Below are 18,899 nucleotides of genomic sequence, written 5' to 3'. Positions count from 1 at the left end.
CCAGCTTGTTCACGCGCAACATTTTGTCGAGGTGCTCATCGGCGCCTCAAGGAATCGATTTCTCATAGGACTAAAGCAGCAAAATCGGCGAAAACGCGGAATTCAGTTGATAAACATCCACCTTCCGTCGCAAACCCATTCAACCTGATCAAGCATAAAGGCCTGATAGGCGTGGCCGCCGCTAAAACGGATCAGTATCCTAGGGCGTGTCATCAATCATTACCAGTACTGGTAATGATTGATGACACGCCCTACCTCTCGCCCGCTGACGCTAAGACCAAGCGGGCAGCCCCAAAGGTTTGAAAACGAATGAATGCTCTTGCCCGCCGCGCCGCAGGCCTGCTGCTCAGCACAGTTTGCCTGCCCCTTTCGGCCTTGGCTGCCGACCCGCAACCCACCCACGAATTCACTCTCGACAATGGCTTGAAGGTGGTCGTGCGCGAAGACCATCGTGCGCCCGTGGTGGTTTCCCAGGTCTGGTACAAGGTCGGCTCCAGCTACGAGACGCCGGGTAATACCGGTTTGTCCCACGCTCTGGAGCACATGATGTTCAAGGGCAGCGAGAAAGTCGGCCCCGGCGAAGCCTCGCTGATCCTGCGCGACCTCGGCGCCGAAGAAAACGCATTCACCAGTGACGACTTCACCGCGTACTACCAGGTGCTGGCCCGTGATCGCCTGGGCGTTGCCTTCGAGCTGGAAGCCGACCGCATGGCCAGCCTGCGCCTGCCGCCCGACGAGTTCGCCAAGGAAATCGAGGTCATCAAGGAAGAACGTCGCCTGCGTACCGACGACAAGCCGATGGCCAAGGCCTACGAGCGCTTCAAGGCCATGGCCTACCCGGCCAGCGGCTATCACACGCCGACCATCGGCTGGATGGCCGACCTTGAGCGGATGAAGGTCGAAGAGCTGCGCCACTGGTACGAAACCTGGTACGTGCCCAACAACGCTACGCTGGTGGTGGTTGGCGATGTCACTCCGGACGAAGTCAAAACCCTGGCCCAACGCTATTTCGGCCCGATCGCCAAGCGTGATGTGCCCGCCGCAAAAAAACCGCTGGAACTGGCCGAACCAGGCGAGCGCCAGATCACTCTGCACGTACAGACCCAACTGCCCAGCCTGATGTTGGCCTTCAACGTGCCGAGCATCGCCACCGCCGAAGACAAGCGCCTGGTCAATGCCCTGCGTCTGATCTCGGCGCTGCTCGACGGCGGCTACAGCGGGCGCATCCCGACGCAACTGGAACGCGGAGAAGAACTGGTGTCCGGCGGCTCGTCGAGTTACGACGCCTACACCCGTGGCGACAGCCTCTTCACTCTGTCGGCATCGCCAAACTCGCAGAAACACAAGACCATCGCCCAGGCGCAAGCCGGTTTGTGGAAGCTGCTCGACCAGTTGAAAACCACGGCGCCAACCGCCGAAGAACTGGAACGCGTACGCGCACAAGTCATCGCCGGCCTGGTCTTCGAGCGCGACTCGATCACCAGCCAGGCCACCGCCATCGGCCAACTGGAAACGGTCGGCCTGTCATGGAAACTGATGGACACCGAACTGGCCGATCTGGAAAGCGTCACGCCGCAAGACATCCAGAAAGCCGCCAAGCTGTACTTCACCCGCGAACGTCTCAGCGTCGCCCATGTATTGCCTCTGGAGACGACTCATGAGTGAGCGTAAACCCTCCCGCCTGGCCCTGATCGGCCTGGTCGCCGTCGCCGTTATCGGCTCCGCCGCGTTCTATCTGTCGCGCTCCGGTGAAACCAATGCCAGCGAAGCCCTGGACAAGGCCAAGGCCAGCCAGAAACTGCAATCGCTGACCGAACTCAACGGCAAGGCACCGCAACACCGCAAGCTGGACGTGCAGACCTGGAACACCGCCGAAGGCACCAAGGTGCTGTTTGTCGAAGCCCATGAGCTGCCGATGTTCGACATGCGCCTGATCTTCGCTGCCGGCAGCAGCCAGGACGGCGATACACCGGGCGTGGCGGTGTTGACCAACGCCATGCTCAACGAAGGTGTGGCCGGCAAGGACGTCGGTGCCATTGCCCAGGGCTTCGAAGGCCTGGGTGCCGATTTCGGCAACGGCGCTTATAAGGACATGGCAATCGCTTCGCTGCGCAGCCTGAGTGCCAAGGACCAGCGCGAACCGGCCCTGAAGCTGTTCGCCGAAGTCATCGGCAAGCCGACTTTCCCTGCCGACTCGCTAGCCCGCATCAAGAACCAGATGCTCGCCGGTTTTGAATACCAGAAACAGAACCCCGGCAAACTGGCGAGCCTGGAACTGATGAACCGCTTGTACGGTGATCACCCGTACGCACACGCCAGCGATGGCACGGCGAAAACCGTCCCGGCGATCACCCAGGCACAGCTGCGTGTTTTCCACGAGAAAGCCTACGCAGCCGGTAATGTGGTGATCGCGCTGGTCGGCGACCTGTCCCGCGCGGAAGCTGAAGCGATTGCCGCCCAGGTTTCCAGCGCCCTGCCCAAAGGCCCGGCCTTGCCGAAAATCGCACAACCGGTCGAGCCCAAGGCCAGCGTCGGCCATATCGAGTTCCCGTCCAAGCAGACCAACCTGATGCTTGCGCAACTGGGCATCGATCGCGACGACCCGGACTATGCGGCGTTGTCCATGGGCAACCAGATTCTCGGTGGCGGCGGCTTCGGCACCCGCTTGATGAGTGAAGTGCGCGAAAAGCGTGGCCTGACTTACGGCGTGTATTCGGGCTTCACCCCGATGCAGGCACGCGGCCCGTTCATGATCAACCTGCAAACCCGTGCCGAGATGAGCGAGGGCACCCTGAAACTGGTGCAGGATGTACTGGCCGACTACCTTAATACCGGCCCGACCGAAAAAGAGCTGGACGACGCCAAGCGCGAACTGGCCGGCAGCTTCCCGCTGTCCACCGCCAGCAACGCCGATATCGTCGGTCAGCTGGGCGCCATCGGTTTTTACAACTTGCCGCTGAGTCACCTGGAAGACTTCATGCAACAGTCCCAGGCCTTGACCGTCGAGCAGGTCAAAGCCGCAATGAACAAACACCTGAGTACGGACAAGATGGTCATCGTCAGCGCTGGCCCGACCGTGCCGCAAAAGCCGTTACCGGCCCCTACTGATAAACCTTCCGAGCAGCCGCTCGGGGTTCCGGAGCATTAATGGCCCACCCTAAAAAACCCGCCAAAAACGTCCACAACGGCGTAAACCAGTTGCGCATCATCGGCGGTGAATGGCGCAGCCGCAAGCTGAGCTTCCCCGACGCCCCGGGCCTGCGCCCGACGCCGGACCGAGTGCGTGAAACCCTGTTCAACTGGCTCGCACCTTATGTACCCGGTGCCAAGGTACTCGACCCGTTCACCGGCAGTGGCGCGCTGTTCCTCGAAGCCCTGTCCCGCGGCGCAGCCATGGGTCAGGCGCTGGACGCCAGCAGCATCGCGGTGTCCAGCCTGAAGGAACACCTGGGCACATTGCGTTGCACCAACGGCCAGGTCCAGACCGCCGACGCCCTGCGCTACCTGGAAACCCAGACCGCAACGGCCTACGACCTGGTGTTCCTTGACCCGCCGTTCAACCAGGACCTGCTGCCCACCGTCTGCAAGTTGCTCGAAGAGCGCCAATGGCTGGCCGAAGACGCCTGGGTGTACACCGAAAGCGAGTCGGCGCCGTCGACCCTGGGCCTGCCGGAGAACTGGCGCCTGCACCGGGAACAGAAATCCGGGCGCGTGTATTACTCATTGTGGCAGCGCAGCACTGAAAACCCTGCCGAGTAAAGCGCACGGGCAGGCCGATGGCTTGCCCGGCACCACGGCGGCTTCTTAAAACGCAACACATCTGAGGTGGCTTGTTCCTCTGCTCCTGGATCATCGTTGACGTGCGAAATGTCTCGCATGGATGCAATGAATAACCAATGGATGAACAAGCCAATGACTGAACGAACTCCAACCCCTACGCATGAGTGCACTCTCGAAAATGGCCTGAAGATCATCGTTCGCGAAGATCATCGAGCACCTGTGGTGATCTCCCAGCTCTGGTACAAAGTCGGTTCCAGCTATGAACATCCGGGGCAATCGGGGCTATCCCACGCCCTGGAACACATGGTGTTCAAGGGCAGCAATAAAACCCGACCCGGTGAAGCATCGATAATATTGCGCAGCCTCGGCGCTGAGGAGAATGCCTTCACCAGCGACGACGCTACCGTTTATTACCAGTTGCTGTCCCGCGACTACCTTGGCGTGGCCTTCGAACTCGAAGCCGACCGCATGGTGAACGCACACCTGCCAGCCGAAGAGTTCAATAAAGAGATCGAAGTCATCAAGGAAGAACGCCGCCTGCGTGTCGACGACAGCTCGATGAGCAGGGCGCGAGAACTCTTCTCTACCATCACTTTCCCCAGCAGCGGCTACAGAACGCCAACCATTGGCTGGATGGCCGATCTTGAGCGCATGAAGATCGAAGAGCTGCGTCACTGGTACCAATCCTGGTATGCGCCGAACAATGCCACGCTAGTTGTGGTGGGTGATGTGACACCGGAAGAGGTCGTCACTCTGGCCCAGCGTTGGTTCGGGCCGATCCAAAGTCGTGACATCCCCCCAGTCAAGATTCCGCTGGAACTGGCAGAGCCAGGCGAACGCAGGATTACAGTGCACACACAGACCCGGGAACCGGAAATACTCATGGCCTTCAACGTGCCCGGTATAGCCACCGCCGAAGACAAACACTCGGTAAACGCCTTGCGGCTGATTGCGTCCCTGCTTGATGGTGGTTATAGCGCCCGTATCCCGGCGCTCCTGCAACGTGGAGAAGAGCTTGTTACCTATGCATCTTCGGATTACGCCCCCTACACCCGAGGCGACAGCTTGTTCACCTTGTCAGCGACACCTAACGTCCGGAAACACAAAACCATAGAGCAGGTTGAAGCCGGCCTGTGGCGACTGCTCGAACAGCTCAAAATCACTGCGCCTTCTGCTGAAGAAATCGAGCGGGCGCGCGCTCGAGCGATCGCTCAACTGGTCTACGAACGAGACTTGATCAACAGTCAGGCTCACACCATCGGACAGCTGGAAACAATCGGCCTGTCGTGGAAGCTGATGGATATTGAACTTGCCGGTCTGCAGGAGGTAACTCCCGAGGACATCCAGAAAGCGGCCCACACATTTTTCACCCGCTCTCGCGTGAGTGTTGCCCATGCCTTGCCCGAGGAAACAACTCATGAGACTGACGGTCCTGATGACCCCAACATGCCGGTGGAATCACTGGCGATGCTCGACGGCAAAGTACCGAGCTCCCGCAAACTTGACGTACAAACCTGGAACACAGCCAACGGTGCCAAGGTGCTGTTTGTTGAAGCCCATGAACTGCCGATGTTCGACATGCGCCTGACCTTCGCCGCCGGCAGCAGCCACGACGGCAACGCACTCGGTCTGGCGCTATTGACCAACGCCATGCTCGGCGAAGGAGTGGCCGGCAAAGACGCCAGTGCCATTGCCCAGGGCTTCGAAGACCTTGGCGCCAATTTCGGCAACGACACTTATAACGACATGGCAGTCGCTACGCTGCGCAGCCTGAGTGCCAAGGACAAGCGCGAGCCGGCCCTGAAGCTGTTCGCTGAAGTCGTGGGCAAACCAACCTTCCCGGCCGACTCGTTAACCCGCATGAAGAATCTGATATTCACCCATTTCGAATATTACAAGCAGGACCCCGGTAAATTGGCGAACCTGGAACTGATGAGCCGCTTGTATGGTGATCATCCGTACGCTCATTCCAGCTACGGCACGGCGGAAACCGTACCGGCGATTACTTTGGCGCAACTGCGTACTTTCCACGAGAAAGCCTATACAGCCGGTAACGTTGGGATCGCACTGGTCGGCGACCTGTCCCGCGCGGAAGCCGAAGCGATTGCTGCCCAGGTTTCCAGCGCCCTGCCCAAAGGGCCGGCCTTGCCGAAAATCGCGCAACCGGTCGAGCCCAAGGCCAGCGTCGGCCATATCGAGTTCCCGTCCAAGCAGACCAACCTGATACTCGCGCAATTGGGCATCGACCGCTACGACCCGGATTACGCGGCGTTGTCCATGGGTAACCAGATTCTCGGTGGCGGCGGCTTCGGCACCCGCTTGATGAGCGAAGTGCGCGAGAAACGCGGCCTGACTTACGGCGTGTATTCGAGCCTCACCCCAAAGCAGGTGCGTGGCCCGTTCATGATCGAACTGCAAACCCGCGCCGAAATGAGCGAAGGCACCGTGAAACTGGTGCAGGACGTGCTGGCCGACTACCTTGAGAACGGCCCGACCGAAAAAGAGCTTGACGATGCCAAGCGCGGATTGGCCGGCAGCTTCCCGCTGTCCACCGCGAGCAACGCCGATATCGTCGCTCAACTGGCGGTCATCGGCTACTTTAATTTGCCGTTGAGTCGCCTGGAAGACTTCATGCAACAGTCCCAGGCCCTGACCGTCGAGCAGGTCAAGGCCGCCATGAACAAACACCTGAGCATGGAAAAGATGGTCATCGTCAGTGCTGGCCCGACCGTGCCGCAAAAGCCGTTACCGGCCCCTACTGATAACCCTTTCGAGTAACCGCTGGGGGTTCCGGAACATTAATAATGGACCTGCCATCAATTGTTTCCTGTCCCTTGCGGACCGGCTGTGGTGCACGGTATTTCCAGACAAGCTGCGAGCAACGCACCTCTGATTCCCGCGAGACGACCACCCCAAACCGGTCGTGAAGTGCACTACATAGTTACCGCCTGACGTCCTTACGGATCATCCACAGTGGTTTGCGCAATTAACTGCAAACCACTGAGGATGAACACGGATGAACATCTCATGCAGCACGCTTGTGCTGCCCTTTATCGTCTGGCTGCCGCTCATGGCCAGCGCGGCGACACCCCCTGCGACGCAAGACTTCGTACTGGATAACGGCCTCAAGGTTGTCGTGCGCGAGGACCACCGCTCCCCCATCGTCACCGCCCAACTCTGGATCAAGGTCGGTGCAAGCTACGAACCGCCCGGCCAGTCGGGCCTGTCCCACGCCCTCGAACACATGGTCTACAAAGGCAGCAGCAAGGCCTGCGCCGGAGAGTTCGCGGTGATACTGGATAAACTGGGCGCCAGTCATAACGCATCCACCTACCCTGACTACACAGCTTTTTACCAGACCCTGCCGTCCGGCCGCACTGGCGTCGCTTTCGAAATACTGGCTGACCTGATGAGTACGGCCGAGCTCAATGAACAGGACTTCACTCCGGAGCTCAAGGTCATTCAGGAGGAGCGCCGGATGCACGTTGATGATCGAATCACCGCTTCGGCTCGCGAGCGACTGAACAACATTGCCTACCCGGCCAGCGGCTATCGCACCCCGACGATTGGCTGGATGCACGATTTGCAACGCATGAACGCCGTGCAATTGCGGCAGTGGTATCAGGCCTGGTATTCGCCAAACAATGCGACGCTGGTGGTTGTTGGCGATGTAACGCCTGAGCGGATCAAGGCCCTTGCACAGCAGCACTTCGGCCATCTTGAGCGGCGCGCGACACCCGTGGCCCATGCCCCCGTCGAGCTGGCCTCTGCCGGTGAACGGTCACTGACCCTGTATGCACCGATAGCCTCCCCGCACCTGATCATGAGCTTCAACGCGCCAAGCCTGGCCACGGCACCGGATCGTCGGACTGCCCATGCCCTGCGCCTGCTTAATATGTTACTGGCCGGATCCAGTAGCGCGCGGATCAAACAGCAACTGCAACTGAGCGAAGCGATATTCACTGAGGCCCGCTCAGAGTACGACGCCTTCAATCGTGGTGATTCGTTGCTGACCATCAGCACCCAGCTCAACCCGGACAAGCTCAATGACGCTGACGAAGCCCTCGCCCGTCTCTGGCAAGTGATCGAATCACTGAAGAGCAAGGCACCGGAACCGGCAGACCTGGAGCGCGCAAAAAACCTTGTGATCGCTAACACGGTTTATGCGCAGGATGAACTGGAAGGGCAGGCCAATACCTTGGGCCTGTTGGAAACCATCGGTCTGGACTGGCGGCTGGCGGATCAGGATACGGATGAGCTGACCAAGGTCACTCCCCTGGATATTCAACAAGTCGCAAAGACTTACCTGACGCGTGAGCGCCTGAGTACCGCGAAAATCCTGCCGGAGAAAAACAATGGATAAGTTCCAAGGCCTCATCAATGGATTGATCCTGGCCGGCATGCTGTTGAGTGCCCAGGCCCCTGTCGCCGCAACCACGGCGCCCCGGAAACCAGCGCTGCAATCGCTCAATGAACCCCAGACCCCGACGACCCACCGCACACTGCCGATCAAGGGTTACAAAACCCTCGGCGGAACGAAGATCCTGTTCATCCGCACCCCTGGCCTGCCGATGTTCGATGCCCTTGTGAGCTTTGCCGCCGGCAGCGCCCACACACCGCTTCAACCCGGCCTGGCCGCAGTCACTTATAGCCTTTTGAATGAGGCAGTGGCTGGCAAGGACGTCAACGCCATACAGGCGACGTTCGATAATCTGGGTGCAAGGATGAATTTGGGTATCAACCAGGACCGGACCTGGTTTTCCCTGCGTAGCCTGAGTGACGAATCACGGCGCACTCCAGCCCTGGAGCTGTTCGCCCAAGTACTCGGCAAGCCGCTGTTGCCGGAAGAATCCCTGCCTGAGGTGAAATCCCAATTTCAGTACTTTCTGGACCTTGAAGATCAGTCCCATGCCGCTCAAGCCCGAGAAGCCAATCTCGGCCAGATGTTTCCCGGCCACGGTTATGCTCAGTCCCTCTATGGAACCCGGGCCGGGCTTGCCTCCATCACCCGCACCCAGGCGCAAGACTTTCATCGCCAGGCTTATGCCGCGGGCAATGCCCAGATCACACTGGTCGGCGACCTCACCGAGGAAGAAGCCCAGCGCATCGGTGCGCAGATATCCGCGGCCTTGCCCCTGGGACCGGCCATTGCCGCGACCCTGCCAGTGACAAGCCCAGGCGCTCCAGGTCTGCTGCGCATTGAGCGACCATCGACCCAGGCTTACCTGCGTCTTACCCAGCCAAGTGTCCTGCAAAGCAGTCCGGACTATGTCGCGCTACAGATGGCCATGCGGATTTTCACCAACCGACTGACCCATGAACTGCGTGAACGCCGAGGTCTGACCTATCGCGTTGAAGCCGACCTCTCAGACTTTCAGGCACAAGGGTTGCTGACTATCAAATTGCAGACCCGACCAGAGCAGGCCGATGCCGTGCTGGCCCATATCAAAACAATGTTCAGCGACTTCCTCGCCCAAGGGCCAACTCGACAGGAACTCGAAGACAGCCAACAGCAACTGACCGGTAGCGCGCCGTTGGACAGTGCTACCAATATGCAGATTCTGAGAGAGCTGTACGCCATCAGCGTGCACAATCTGCCGCTGGACCTCGACTTTGCCACGCAAGAAGCCTTGAAACTGAGCCCTGCTTCAATCAAAAGCGCGCTCAACCGGCATCACCACGCCGACCAATGGCGCGTTGTCATCCTGGGGCCGAAGACAGATCAACAACCGCTGCCAGCTCCGAGCGAAAGCGCAACCAATGCCATGTGTCGCATGCCTGGCGAGATTGTGGCAAGTTAGACAGCCATGATGACGCAGTCGCGGCGCTGCCCCGCCGCGTCTTCGGGCAGACTCATGAACACCTCCACCGAGAATGACTGTGCAACCGCACCCCGCCCTGGCGCCACCGCCGTCCTTTACCCCTGCCTTCGGCATCGGCAATCCGCACTTGCAAACCTTGTGGGGGCCGCTGTGGCGTAAAACCGTGCACATCGACCGCGAACGCGAACGCCTGTGGCTTGAAGACGGCGACTTCCTCGACCTCGACTGGCATGGCCCACACAGCGCCAACGCCCCCCTGGTACTGGTGTTGCACGGGCTCACCGGCTCCTCGAATTCGCCTTATGTCGCTGGCATGCAAATGGCCCTGGACGACCGAGGTTGGGCAAGCGTCGCGCTGAACTGGCGCGGTTGTTCGGGCGAACCCAATTTGCTGCCGCGCAGTTACCATTCCGGTGCCAGTGAAGACCTGGCCGAAGCCATCAAACACTTGCGGGCCAAACGGCCTCTGGCGCCACTGTATGCGGTGGGTTACTCCCTGGGCGGTAATGTCCTGCTCAAGCATTTGGGCGAAACCGGTAGCGACAGTAATTTGATGGGCGCCGTGGCGGTGTCGGTGCCGTTCCGCCTGGACCAGTGCGCCGACCGTATCGGCCAAGGCTTTTCCAAGGTTTACCAGGCGCATTTCATGCGTGAGATGGTCGCTTACATCAAGAACAAACAGCGACAGTTCCAGCACGACGGACGCGAGGACGGCCTGGCAGCCCTGGCGGCCCTCGGATCCCTGGAAAACATGCGCACGTTCTGGGATTTCGACGGACGCGTCACCGCACCACTGCACGGTTTCGCCGATGCCGAGGATTACTATCGCCGCGCCTCCAGCCGCTATTTCCTTGGTGAAATTCGTACGCCGACCTTGATGATTCAGGCCGCCGACGACCCCTTCGTTTTTCCCCACAGCCTGCCGCAAGTCGACGAGTTGTCCGCTTGCACGCAATTCGAACTGCAAGCCAAGGGCGGGCATGTCGGCTTCGTCGACGGCACGCTCAGGCAACCGGGTTACTACCTGGAACGGCGCATCCCCGAGTGGCTGGCCGCCGCAGGGCGCACTTGAATCATGGATGCTGAACAAGGCGAGTCAATCCACTTCTGGCAAACCCCGCCACTGGCCGGGGTCGAGTTGTTGTCCGCCCGCTACATCGATCATCGCTTTGCCCCCCATGTGCATGACGGCTATGTGATCGGCATGATCATGGCCGGCGCCCAGCGTTATCGCTATCGCGGCGCCGAACACCTGGCGGGTAGCGGCACGCTGGTGCTGATCAACCCCGATGAACTGCACACCGGCCACAAAGGCACCGAGGATGGCTGGCTGTACCGGGCGTTTTATCCAGACAGCGGGCAGATAACTTCGCTACTGGCCGAACTCGAACTGCCGACCCATCACTTGCCGGCGTTCGGCGCCACGCTGTATCGCGATCGGGATCTGGTGAACGGTTTCTGCCAGCTTCACCGTTTACTGGAAAGCCCCGCCACCGCATTGCAGCAACAAACGGTCTGGCGCGAACTGATGCTGTCGCTGTTGCAGCGTCATGCGGCGGTTCCGAACGCTGGAAAACCCGGGAAAGAACACCGGGCGGTGACATTGGCCAAGGAACTGCTGCACGCACAACTGGCAGAACCACCCTCCCTGGAGGCGCTGGCGGCGGCGGTCAACCTCTCGCCATTCCATTTCGCCCGGGTGTTCCGTCGGGCCACCGGTATGCCGCCACACACCTGGCTGATGCAACAACGCATCGCCCGGGCGCGGGCCTTGCTGCAAAGTGGTTGTTTGCCGCTGGAAGTTGCGATGCAACTGGGGTTTGCCGACCAGAGCCATCTGAGCCGACAGTTCAAGCAGGTGTATGGGGTTGGACCGGGGGCGTATCGCAGTGCGCGGCTTTAGAAACAAAAAGATCGTCCGAAGGCTCGGGCCGCGTTCGGACGATCTTTCTTTTGTCTCATTCGCCGGTGGCGATGCCCCGCGCAGGCTCATTGATCCACTCGCTCCACGACCCGGCATACAACGAACCCAACGGATAACCGGCCAGACACAGCGCAAACAGGTTGTGGCACGCCGTCACACCGGAACCGCAATACGCTACAAGATCACTCGGTGAGCGATCGCCCAATTTCGCGGCGAAGCGCTGCTTGAGCTGATCGGCTGGCAGGAAGCGCCCGTCACTGTCCAGGTTGTCGGTAAACGCCGCACACTGGGCACCGGGAATGTGCCCGGCAACCGGATCGATTGGTTCCATTTCACCCTTGAAACGCGGCAGTGCGCGGGCATCAAGCAGGGTCAGTTCCGGCCGTGCAAGGCGCTTTTGCAGCTGCTCGGCACTGATCAGCAACGCCGTGTCAGGACTGCCGGTGAAGGATCCAGGGGTGATCACCGGCGCATCCAGGCTCAGCGGCAAACCGGCCGCGTGCCAGGCCTTGAGACCGCCATCGAGGATGAATACACCGTCGCGCTTGCCCAGCCATGCCAGCAACCACCAGGCCCGCGCCGCATAGGCTCCCGGACCGTCGTCATACAGAACCACTTCGCTATCGGCATTGATGCCCCAGGCTTGCAGGCGCTCGATCAGTTGCGCCGGCTCGGGCAACGGATGACGCCCGGTCACGCCCTTGACCACGGCACCACTCAGATCACGCTCGAGGTCGGCATAGCTCGAACCGGCGATGTGCCCTTCGGCATAGCTGCGCTGACCGTAATCCGGGTCTTCGAGGGCAAAACGACAATCCAGAATCACCAGCCCCGGCTGGTCCTTTTTCAGGTCCAGTGCTTGCGGGCTGATCAGTTGCGCAATGGGCATAGCGGGCTCCTGTGATTAACTCGAACTTGATCCTACTGTACTTCTTCCAGCGCCTGGGCGAGGGGCACGTAAAACTCTTCGAACAAGGCGCTGACCGCATCACGGGCCTCATCCGTGACGAACCCGGCTTCCAGCACCAGCACCTGATACACCCCGCGTTTAATGGCCTGTTCGCTCAAGTGGCTGGAGTTCTCCCGCGTGGTGCACAGGAAGCGCACCCAGGACGTGAGGATGATCCAGGCATTGAGCGTCAGGGACTCGATCTGCACCTTGTCCATCTTCAGGATGCCGGCGGCGACGAAACCTTCGTAGATCGCCGAACCCTGGATCAGGCAGCGCTGGGAGAAGCGTCGATAGCGGTCGGCAAGGTCCGGATCGCTGTCGAGCAGATGCTCGAGATCGCGATGCAGAAACCGGTAGCGCCACATCGCCGACAGCAGCTCCTTGAGGTAGAAGCGTTTGTCTTCCACCGTGGCGGCGCGGCCCTGGGGCGGGCGCAGGAAGCTGTCCACCAGGCTTTCGTACTCGCTGAACAGCACGGCGATGATCGCCTGCTTGTTCGGGAAGTGGTAGTACAGGTTGCCCGGGGAAATTTCCATGTGGGCAGCAATGTGGTTGGTGCTGATGCTGCGCTCGCCCTGCTGATTGAACAGCTCCAGGCTGTTCTGCACGATGCGCTCGCTGGTTTTGATCCGTGGGGCCATGGCTTGAGCTTTAATTCAGAGTGCGTTGACGGGCATCTTAGATCTATCCGCGAGCGGATAAAACCAAGCTGTTCCAGGATGTCATTTGACTTTTTAGAGCATAGACTCTAAAAAGTGCTTCATTACAATAAATCCGGAGCCGACCATGACTGCTGAAATTTCCTACCTGCAGAACCTACAGCAGCCGCTGGAAGAGCTTCAGGCCCTGTTCGACGCACAGCGTGCCGCCTACGCCGCCAACCCGATGCCACCGGCCGCGCAGCGCCAGCAATGGCTCAAGGCACTAAAGGATTTATTGAACAATGAACGCCAGGCCCTGATCGATGCGATCAGCCAGGACTTCAGCCATCGCAGCGCCGATGAAACCCTGCTCGCCGAACTGATGCCCAGCCTGCACGGCATCCATTACGCCAGCAAACACCTCAAGGGCTGGATGCGCGCCTCGCGACGCAAGGTGGGCGCCGCCTTCCAGCCGGCTTCGGCCAAAGTGGTTTACCAACCGCTGGGCGTGGTCGGGGTCATCGTGCCGTGGAACTATCCGCTGTACCTGGCCATCGGACCGTTGGTCGGCGCGCTGTCGGCGGGCAATCGGGTAATGCTCAAACTCAGTGAGTCGACCCCCGCGACCGGCTTGCTGATGAAGCAACTGCTGGCGCGAATCTTCCCCGAAGACCTGGTTTGCGTGGTCCTGGGCGAGGCGGATATGGGCGTGGCGTTTTCACGCCTGCCGTTTGATCACCTGCTGTTCACCGGCGCCACCAGCATTGGCAAACACGTGATGCGCGCCGCTGCGCAAAACCTGACCCCGGTGACCCTGGAACTGGGCGGCAAGTCCCCGGCCATTGTTTCTCACGACGTGCCGCTCAAGGACGCCGCCGAGCGCATCGCCTTCGGCAAGACCCTGAATGCCGGCCAGACCTGCGTGGCCCCTGACTATGTGCTGGTGCCGGAGGATCGCGTCGGAAGTTTCGTCGAAGCCTATCGCACAGCCGTCCGCGGGTTCTATCCGACACTGGCCGACAACCCGGACTACACCGCGATCATCAATGAGCGACAACTGGCGCGTCTCAACGGTTACGTCAGCGACGCCACCAGCAAGGGTGCGCTGCTGATGCCGCTGTTCGACCAGGGCCAGGGCCGCCGCATGGGCCATAGCCTGCTGCTCAACGTCACGGACGAGATGACGGTGATGCAGGACGAAATCTTCGGGCCGCTGCTGCCGATCGTGCCGTATAAGGATCTGGACCAGGCATTTGCCTACATCAACCAGCGCCCTCGCCCACTGGCGCTGTATTACTTCGGCTACGACAAGCGCGAACAACAGCGCGTGCTGCACGAAACCCATTCCGGCGGCGTGTGCCTGAACGACACCCTGCTGCACGTCGCCCAGGACGACATGCCGTTTGGCGGCATCGGTGCCTCGGGCATGGGCCACTACCACGGCCATGAAGGCTTCCTGACCTTCAGCAAGGCCAAAGGCGTGTTGATCAAACAACGGTTCAACGCCGCGAAGTTGATCTACCCGCCGTACGGCAAGTCGATTCAGAAGCTGATCCAGAAGCTGTTCATCCGCTAACGATCATCACCGTCGGGTAATAACAATAATGATCCCCAGCCTGTCCGATACACCCGCGCTGTCACGGCGCGGGCTGCTTAAATTCAGCCTCGGCGCCACAGCCTTCCTTGCCACCGCCGGGCTCGGAGCCAGCCTCAGCGGTTGCTCGTCGAGCGTTCCGGCCAATGGTTTTGTCACGTTGCGCAGCGGCGACCTGCTGTTCTTGCGGGCATTGATTCCGGTCATGCTCGAGGGTGCCGCGACCACCGAACGGATGCCCGAGGCTGTCGAGGGCACACTGAAAAGCCTGGACTACAACCTCGCCCACCTGTCGCCGGAGATGCTCAAGCTGACCCAGCAACTGTTCGATGTGCTGGGCATGGCCGTGACCCGCGGACCGCTGACCGGGATCTGGGGCAGCTGGGAAAATGCCAGCGCCGATGATATCCGGCAGTTTCTGAACCGCTGGGAAAACAGCTCGTTGAGCCTGTTGCGCATGGGCCACAGTTCCTTGCTGCAGCTGGTGATGATGGCCTGGTACGGCCGCAAGGAATCGTGGGCGCATTGCGGGTATCCCGGGCCGCCTACGGTCTGAAATCGAGTCGCCCCTATCGCGAGCAGGCTCGCTCCCACACTTGACCCTGTACCTCAATAATAAAAAGAGAACCCGAAGATGCCCGTACCCGATCCGTTCCGCGAAGGCATGGCCCGAGGCTGGAAAACCTACAACGGCTCGCAACTGACCCAGGACCTGACACTCGAAGCGGACGTGGCGATCATCGGCAGCGGTGCCGGCGGCGGCACCACCGCCGAAATCCTCAGTGCCGCCGGATACAAGGTGCTGCTGATCGAGGAAGGCCCGCTCAAGACCAGCAGCGACTTCAAGCTGCTGGAAGACCAGGCCTACGCCAGCCTTTACCAGGAAGGCATCGGCCGCATGAGCAAGGACGGCGCGATCACCATCCTCCAGGGCCGGGCAGTGGGCGGTACCACGCTGATCAACTGGACTTCCAGTTTCCGCACTCCGGAGCCGACCCTGGAACACTGGGCCAAAGAGCACAACGTCAAGGGTCACAGCCCGGCGGAAATGGCGCCGTGGTTCGAGAAAATGGAGCAACGCCTGGGCGTCGCGCCGTGGATGGTGCCACCCAACGCCAACAACGATGTGATCCGCAAGGGCTGCGAAGCACTGAATTACTCATGGCACGTCATCCCGCGCAACGTTCGCGGCTGCTGGAACCTCGGCTACTGCGGCATGGGCTGCCCGACCAACGCCAAGCAATCGATGATGGTCACCACCATTCCAGCAACCCTGGAAAAAGGCGGCGAGCTGCTTTACCTGGCCCGCGCCGAAAAACTCAACATCAGCGGCGACAAGGTCATCGGCCTGCAATGTTCGGCGATGGATGAACGCTGCGTCGCACCGACCGGACGCACCATCACGGTCAAGGCGCGGCATTTCGTGCTGGCCGGTGGCGGCATCAACAGCCCGGCCCTGCTGATGCGTTCCGGAGCACCCGATCCGCACAAGCGCCTGGGCAAACGCACATTCCTGCACCCGGTGAACATGTCCGCTGCGTTGTTCGACGAAGTGGTCAACCCTTTCTACGGCGCGCCGCAGTCGATCTATTCCGACCATTTCCAGTGGCAGGACGGCACCACGGGCAAGATGTCCTACAAACTGGAAGTCCCGCCCCTGCATCCGGCGCTGGCCACGACACTGCTCGGTGGTTTCGGCCAGGAAAACTCGCAGCACATGGCCAATCTGGCCCATACCCACGCCATGCTGGCGTTGCTGCGGGACGGTTTTCACCCGGACAGCCCCGGTGGCAGCGTCGAATTGCGCAGCGATGACACGCCGGTGCTGGATTACCAGCTATCACCCTACGCCTGGGATGGATTGCGTCGGGCGTTCCATACCATGGCCGAGATCCAGTTTGCCGGTGGCGCCAAGGCCGTGATGCCGATGCACGCCGACGCCCGCTACGTGAAGACCCTCGCCGAAGCGCGCACGCTGATCGACAGCCTGAGCCTGGAGTTGTATCGCACACGCCTGGGCAGTGCCCATGTGATGGGCGGTTGCGCCATGGGAGAAGACCCGACAATCGCGGTGACCGACAGCCTCGGCCGACATCACCAACTGGGCAATCTGTCGATTCACGACGGCTCGCTGTTCCCCACCAGCATTGGCGCCAATCCGCAGTTGTCGGTCTACGGACTGACGGCACAACTGGCGACTTCCCTGGCCGAACGTTTAAAAAATCCATGAAAATGACGAATATTCCCATCGTCTATAGTGCTTTCTTACCCAACAGGCGACTTGGCCGACCGGGAAGGCTGCGATACCATCCGACTCCCCAACGGATTCCCGCCAGGACGACGCGATGAACCGAGTGTTGTACCCAGGTACCTTCGACCCTATTACCAAGGGCCATGGCGATCTGGTCGAACGCGCCTCGCGCCTGTTCGATCACGTGATCATCGCCGTCGCCGCGAGCCCGAAGAAAAACCCGCTGTTTCCTCTGGAACAACGGGTAGAACTGGCGCGCGAGGTCACTAAACATCTGCCGAACGTTGAAGTCGTCGGCTTCTCGACGCTGTTGGCGCACTTCGCCAAAGAGAAGAACGCCAATGTGTTCCTGCGTGGCTTGCGTGCGGTGTCGGACTTCGAATACGAATTCCAGCTGGCCAACATGAACCGCCAGTTGGCGCCGGACGTGGAAAGCCTGTTCCTGACCCCGTCCGAGCGTTATTCGTTCATTTCCTCGACGCTGGTCCGTGAAATTGCAGCCTTGGGCGGCGATATCACCAAGTTCGTGCACCCTGTGGTGGCGGATGCACTGACCGAACGCTTCAAGAAGTAGGAGCTGGCGCAGACTGCGATCTTTTCAGCTTTCGCAGCCTGCACCTTTCTGCACTTGATCGCGCCCGCGTGCACTGCGGGCGCCAATGCGGCACAATTGTGCGCATTGGTTTATTGCGCCCGGGCTTGCCGCCCCGGCTGGAGTTAGCATGTCCCTGATCATCACCGACGATTGCATCAACTGCGACGTCTGCGAACCCGAGTGCCCGAACGCCGCCATTTCCCAAGGCGAAGAGATCTACGTGATCGACCCGAACCTGTGCACCCAGTGTGTCGGCCACTACGACGAACCGCAGTGCCAGCAGGTTTGCCCGGTGGATTGCATTCCACTGGACGAAGCTCATCCGGAGACTGAAGAGCAGTTGATGGAGAAGTACCGGAAAATTACCGGGAAGGCTTAAGCCATTCGGCGCCTGTCAGGCCGCCTTCGCGAGCTAGCCCGCTCCCACAGGGGTTTTGTGAACGACGCAGATCCAGTGTGGGAGCGGGCTTGCTCGCGAAGGCGTCATCAGCCTCACTGAAAATCTAACTGACGTATCAGCTCTGACAACGCGGGCAAAACACGCTGGCGCGCTGCCCGAGCTTCACTTCCCGCAAGCCCGTGCCACAGACCTTGCAATGTTCACCGCCACGGCCGTACACGAACAGTTCCTGCTGGAAATAACCAGGCTGACCATCACCGCCGATAAAGTCCCGCAACGTTGTACCGCCGCGTTCGATGGCGGCGGCCAGGATGCGCTTGATCTCGATGGCCAGCTTCAAGTAACGCGCACGGGAAATGCTCTTGGCTTCGCGGCGCGGATCGATCCCGGCGGCGAACAACGCTTCAGTCGCGTAGATATTGCCCACGCCCACCACCACCGCGTTGTCCATGATGAACGGCTTGACCGCCATCGAACGTCCGCGGGACTGCTGGAACAGACGCTCGCCGTCGAACAGGTCGGTCAGTGGCTCAGGGCCCAGGCGGATCAGCAATTCGTGATTGAACGGGTCGAGGCTCCAGAGCATTGCGCCGAAGCGTCGCGGGTCGGTGTAACGCAGGGCCAGGCCCGACTCCAGTTCGATGTCCACATGCTCATGCTTGACCGCCGGCAGCCCGGCTTCCACCAGCCGCAAATTGCCTGACATACCCAAATGGCTGATCAAGGTGCCGACTTCGGCATTGATCAGCAGGTACTTGGCGCGTCGTTCCACCAGCACGATGCGCTGCCCGGACAACCGCACATCGAGGTCTTCGGGAATTGGCCAGCGCAAGCGCCGGTCACGCACGATCACCCGGCTGACACGCTGACCCTCCAGGTACGGCGCGATGCCGCGACGGGTGGTTTCGACTTCTGGCAATTCAGGCATGGTGCTCTCGGC

15 protein-coding genes and 2 pseudogenes are annotated in these 18,899 nt (G+C 60.4%); 14 read left to right on the top strand and 3 right to left on the bottom strand.

The genetic code is table 11. From position 1 onward, the window contains the following. The first annotated feature begins 309 nt into the window (after positions 1-309). The 9 genes and pseudogenes from ACM6IT_RS08565 to ACM6IT_RS08525 all read left to right on the top strand — a co-directional run bounded on the left by ACM6IT_RS08565 (position 310) and on the right by ACM6IT_RS08525 (position 11,505). The gene (locus ACM6IT_RS08565) at positions 310-1,665 is read left to right on the top strand and encodes a M16 family metallopeptidase (RefSeq protein ID WP_056726476.1); all 1,356 of its coding nucleotides are present in this window, start codon (positions 310-312) and stop codon (positions 1,663-1,665) included. Beyond that, on the top strand, positions 1,658-3,148 hold the full coding sequence (locus ACM6IT_RS08560; protein WP_414917811.1) for a M16 family metallopeptidase: 1,491 nt from the start codon (positions 1,658-1,660) through the stop codon (positions 3,146-3,148). Before ACM6IT_RS08565 ends, ACM6IT_RS08560 begins: the two co-directional genes overlap by 8 nt. Continuing rightward, positions 3,148-3,759, top strand: a complete 612-nt coding sequence (gene rsmD, locus ACM6IT_RS08555; protein ID WP_223541323.1) for a 16S rRNA (guanine(966)-N(2))-methyltransferase RsmD — start codon at positions 3,148-3,150, stop codon at positions 3,757-3,759. The genes ACM6IT_RS08560 and rsmD overlap by 1 nt, the downstream gene beginning before the upstream one ends. 117 nt (positions 3,760-3,876) lie before the next feature. Further along, positions 3,877-5,202, top strand: a pseudogene (locus ACM6IT_RS08550) (M16 family metallopeptidase); the annotation flags it as partial. A 30-nt stretch (positions 5,203-5,232) separates the two neighbouring features. Beyond that, positions 5,233-6,558: pseudogene (locus ACM6IT_RS08545) on the top strand (M16 family metallopeptidase); the annotation flags it as partial. Positions 6,559-6,796: 238 nt separating this feature from the next. Next, on the top strand, positions 6,797-8,143 hold the full coding sequence (locus ACM6IT_RS08540; protein WP_414917810.1) for a M16 family metallopeptidase: 1,347 nt from the start codon (positions 6,797-6,799) through the stop codon (positions 8,141-8,143). Continuing rightward, positions 8,136-9,581, top strand: a complete 1,446-nt coding sequence (locus ACM6IT_RS08535) for a M16 family metallopeptidase (protein ID WP_414917809.1) — start codon at positions 8,136-8,138, stop codon at positions 9,579-9,581. Before ACM6IT_RS08540 ends, ACM6IT_RS08535 begins: the two co-directional genes overlap by 8 nt. A gap of 73 nt (positions 9,582-9,654) precedes the next feature. After that, on the top strand, positions 9,655-10,674 hold the full coding sequence (locus ACM6IT_RS08530) for a hydrolase (RefSeq protein ID WP_414917808.1): 1,020 nt from the start codon (positions 9,655-9,657) through the stop codon (positions 10,672-10,674). Between the two features lie 3 nt (positions 10,675-10,677). Next, entirely contained in the window at positions 10,678-11,505 is an 828-nt protein-coding gene (locus ACM6IT_RS08525) for an AraC family ligand binding domain-containing protein (RefSeq protein WP_414913471.1), read from the top strand. A 55-nt stretch (positions 11,506-11,560) separates the two neighbouring features. Here ACM6IT_RS08525 and ACM6IT_RS08520 read toward each other — a convergent pair whose 3' ends face one another. After that, positions 11,561-12,415, bottom strand: coding sequence for a sulfurtransferase (locus ACM6IT_RS08520; protein ID WP_056726469.1), 855 nt, complete (start codon positions 12,413-12,415; stop codon positions 11,561-11,563). 32 nt (positions 12,416-12,447) lie between these two features. Continuing rightward, entirely contained in the window at positions 12,448-13,119 is a 672-nt protein-coding gene (locus ACM6IT_RS08515; RefSeq protein WP_008048320.1) for a TetR/AcrR family transcriptional regulator, read from the bottom strand. Positions 13,120-13,264: 145 nt separating this feature from the next. Between ACM6IT_RS08515 and ACM6IT_RS08510 the strand changes: the two genes are divergently transcribed. From ACM6IT_RS08510 to ACM6IT_RS08490, 5 genes are all read left to right on the top strand, one after another. Next, a complete protein-coding gene (locus ACM6IT_RS08510) occupies positions 13,265-14,695 on the top strand; it encodes a coniferyl aldehyde dehydrogenase (protein WP_409078160.1) in 1,431 nt (476 codons plus the stop codon). Between the two features lie 28 nt (positions 14,696-14,723). After that, on the top strand, positions 14,724-15,269 hold the full coding sequence (locus ACM6IT_RS08505) for a twin-arginine translocation pathway signal protein (protein ID WP_414917807.1): 546 nt from the start codon (positions 14,724-14,726) through the stop codon (positions 15,267-15,269). 78 nt (positions 15,270-15,347) lie between these two features. Further along, positions 15,348-16,943, top strand: coding sequence for a GMC family oxidoreductase (locus tag ACM6IT_RS08500; RefSeq protein ID WP_056726466.1), 1,596 nt, complete (start codon positions 15,348-15,350; stop codon positions 16,941-16,943). Positions 16,944-17,058: 115 nt separating this feature from the next. Then, positions 17,059-17,538: a pantetheine-phosphate adenylyltransferase gene (gene coaD, locus ACM6IT_RS08495; RefSeq protein ID WP_046039203.1), complete on the top strand. Its 480-nt coding sequence runs from the start codon at positions 17,059-17,061 to the stop codon at positions 17,536-17,538. Positions 17,539-17,686: 148 nt separating this feature from the next. Further along, positions 17,687-17,938, top strand: a complete 252-nt coding sequence (locus ACM6IT_RS08490; RefSeq protein WP_003195146.1) for a YfhL family 4Fe-4S dicluster ferredoxin — start codon at positions 17,687-17,689, stop codon at positions 17,936-17,938. Between the two features lie 136 nt (positions 17,939-18,074). On the opposite strand, the gene mutM is transcribed toward ACM6IT_RS08490, so the two are convergent. After that, positions 18,075-18,887: a bifunctional DNA-formamidopyrimidine glycosylase/DNA-(apurinic or apyrimidinic site) lyase gene (gene mutM / locus ACM6IT_RS08485; RefSeq protein WP_414913474.1), complete on the bottom strand. Its 813-nt coding sequence runs from the start codon at positions 18,885-18,887 to the stop codon at positions 18,075-18,077. Positions 18,888-18,899: the final 12 nt, after the last annotated feature.

It is taken from the genome of Pseudomonas sp. IT-P4, assembly GCF_949767755.1.
Lineage (GTDB): Bacteria > Pseudomonadota > Gammaproteobacteria > Pseudomonadales > Pseudomonadaceae > Aquipseudomonas > Aquipseudomonas monachiensis.
The sequence above is the reverse complement of the archived record's forward strand: the minus strand, read 5'-3'. Positions and strand labels throughout refer to the sequence as shown.

What these genes read in the sequence shown, in the direction of transcription:
- mutM (WP_414913474.1), bottom strand. Translation starts at nt 18,887, where the DNA reads ATGCCTGAATTGCCAGAAGTCGAAACCACCCGTCGCGGCATCGCGCCG.
- ACM6IT_RS08500 (WP_056726466.1), top strand. Translation starts at nt 15,348, where the DNA reads ATGCCCGTACCCGATCCGTTCCGCGAAGGCATGGCCCGAGGCTGGAAA.
- ACM6IT_RS08510 (WP_409078160.1), top strand. Translation starts at nt 13,265, where the DNA reads ATGACTGCTGAAATTTCCTACCTGCAGAACCTACAGCAGCCGCTGGAA.
- ACM6IT_RS08560 (WP_414917811.1), top strand. Translation starts at nt 1,658, where the DNA reads ATGAGTGAGCGTAAACCCTCCCGCCTGGCCCTGATCGGCCTGGTCGCC.
- ACM6IT_RS08530 (WP_414917808.1), top strand. Translation starts at nt 9,655, where the DNA reads ATGACTGTGCAACCGCACCCCGCCCTGGCGCCACCGCCGTCCTTTACC.
- ACM6IT_RS08490 (WP_003195146.1), top strand. Translation starts at nt 17,687, where the DNA reads ATGTCCCTGATCATCACCGACGATTGCATCAACTGCGACGTCTGCGAA.
- ACM6IT_RS08520 (WP_056726469.1), bottom strand. Translation starts at nt 12,415, where the DNA reads ATGCCCATTGCGCAACTGATCAGCCCGCAAGCACTGGACCTGAAAAAG.
- ACM6IT_RS08525 (WP_414913471.1), top strand. Translation starts at nt 10,678, where the DNA reads ATGGATGCTGAACAAGGCGAGTCAATCCACTTCTGGCAAACCCCGCCA.
- ACM6IT_RS08505 (WP_414917807.1), top strand. Translation starts at nt 14,724, where the DNA reads ATGATCCCCAGCCTGTCCGATACACCCGCGCTGTCACGGCGCGGGCTG.
- coaD (WP_046039203.1), top strand. Translation starts at nt 17,059, where the DNA reads ATGAACCGAGTGTTGTACCCAGGTACCTTCGACCCTATTACCAAGGGC.
- rsmD (WP_223541323.1), top strand. Translation starts at nt 3,148, where the DNA reads ATGGCCCACCCTAAAAAACCCGCCAAAAACGTCCACAACGGCGTAAAC.
- ACM6IT_RS08540 (WP_414917810.1), top strand. Translation starts at nt 6,797, where the DNA reads ATGAACATCTCATGCAGCACGCTTGTGCTGCCCTTTATCGTCTGGCTG.
- ACM6IT_RS08565 (WP_056726476.1), top strand. Translation starts at nt 310, where the DNA reads ATGAATGCTCTTGCCCGCCGCGCCGCAGGCCTGCTGCTCAGCACAGTT.
- ACM6IT_RS08535 (WP_414917809.1), top strand. Translation starts at nt 8,136, where the DNA reads ATGGATAAGTTCCAAGGCCTCATCAATGGATTGATCCTGGCCGGCATG.
- ACM6IT_RS08515 (WP_008048320.1), bottom strand. Translation starts at nt 13,119, where the DNA reads ATGGCCCCACGGATCAAAACCAGCGAGCGCATCGTGCAGAACAGCCTG.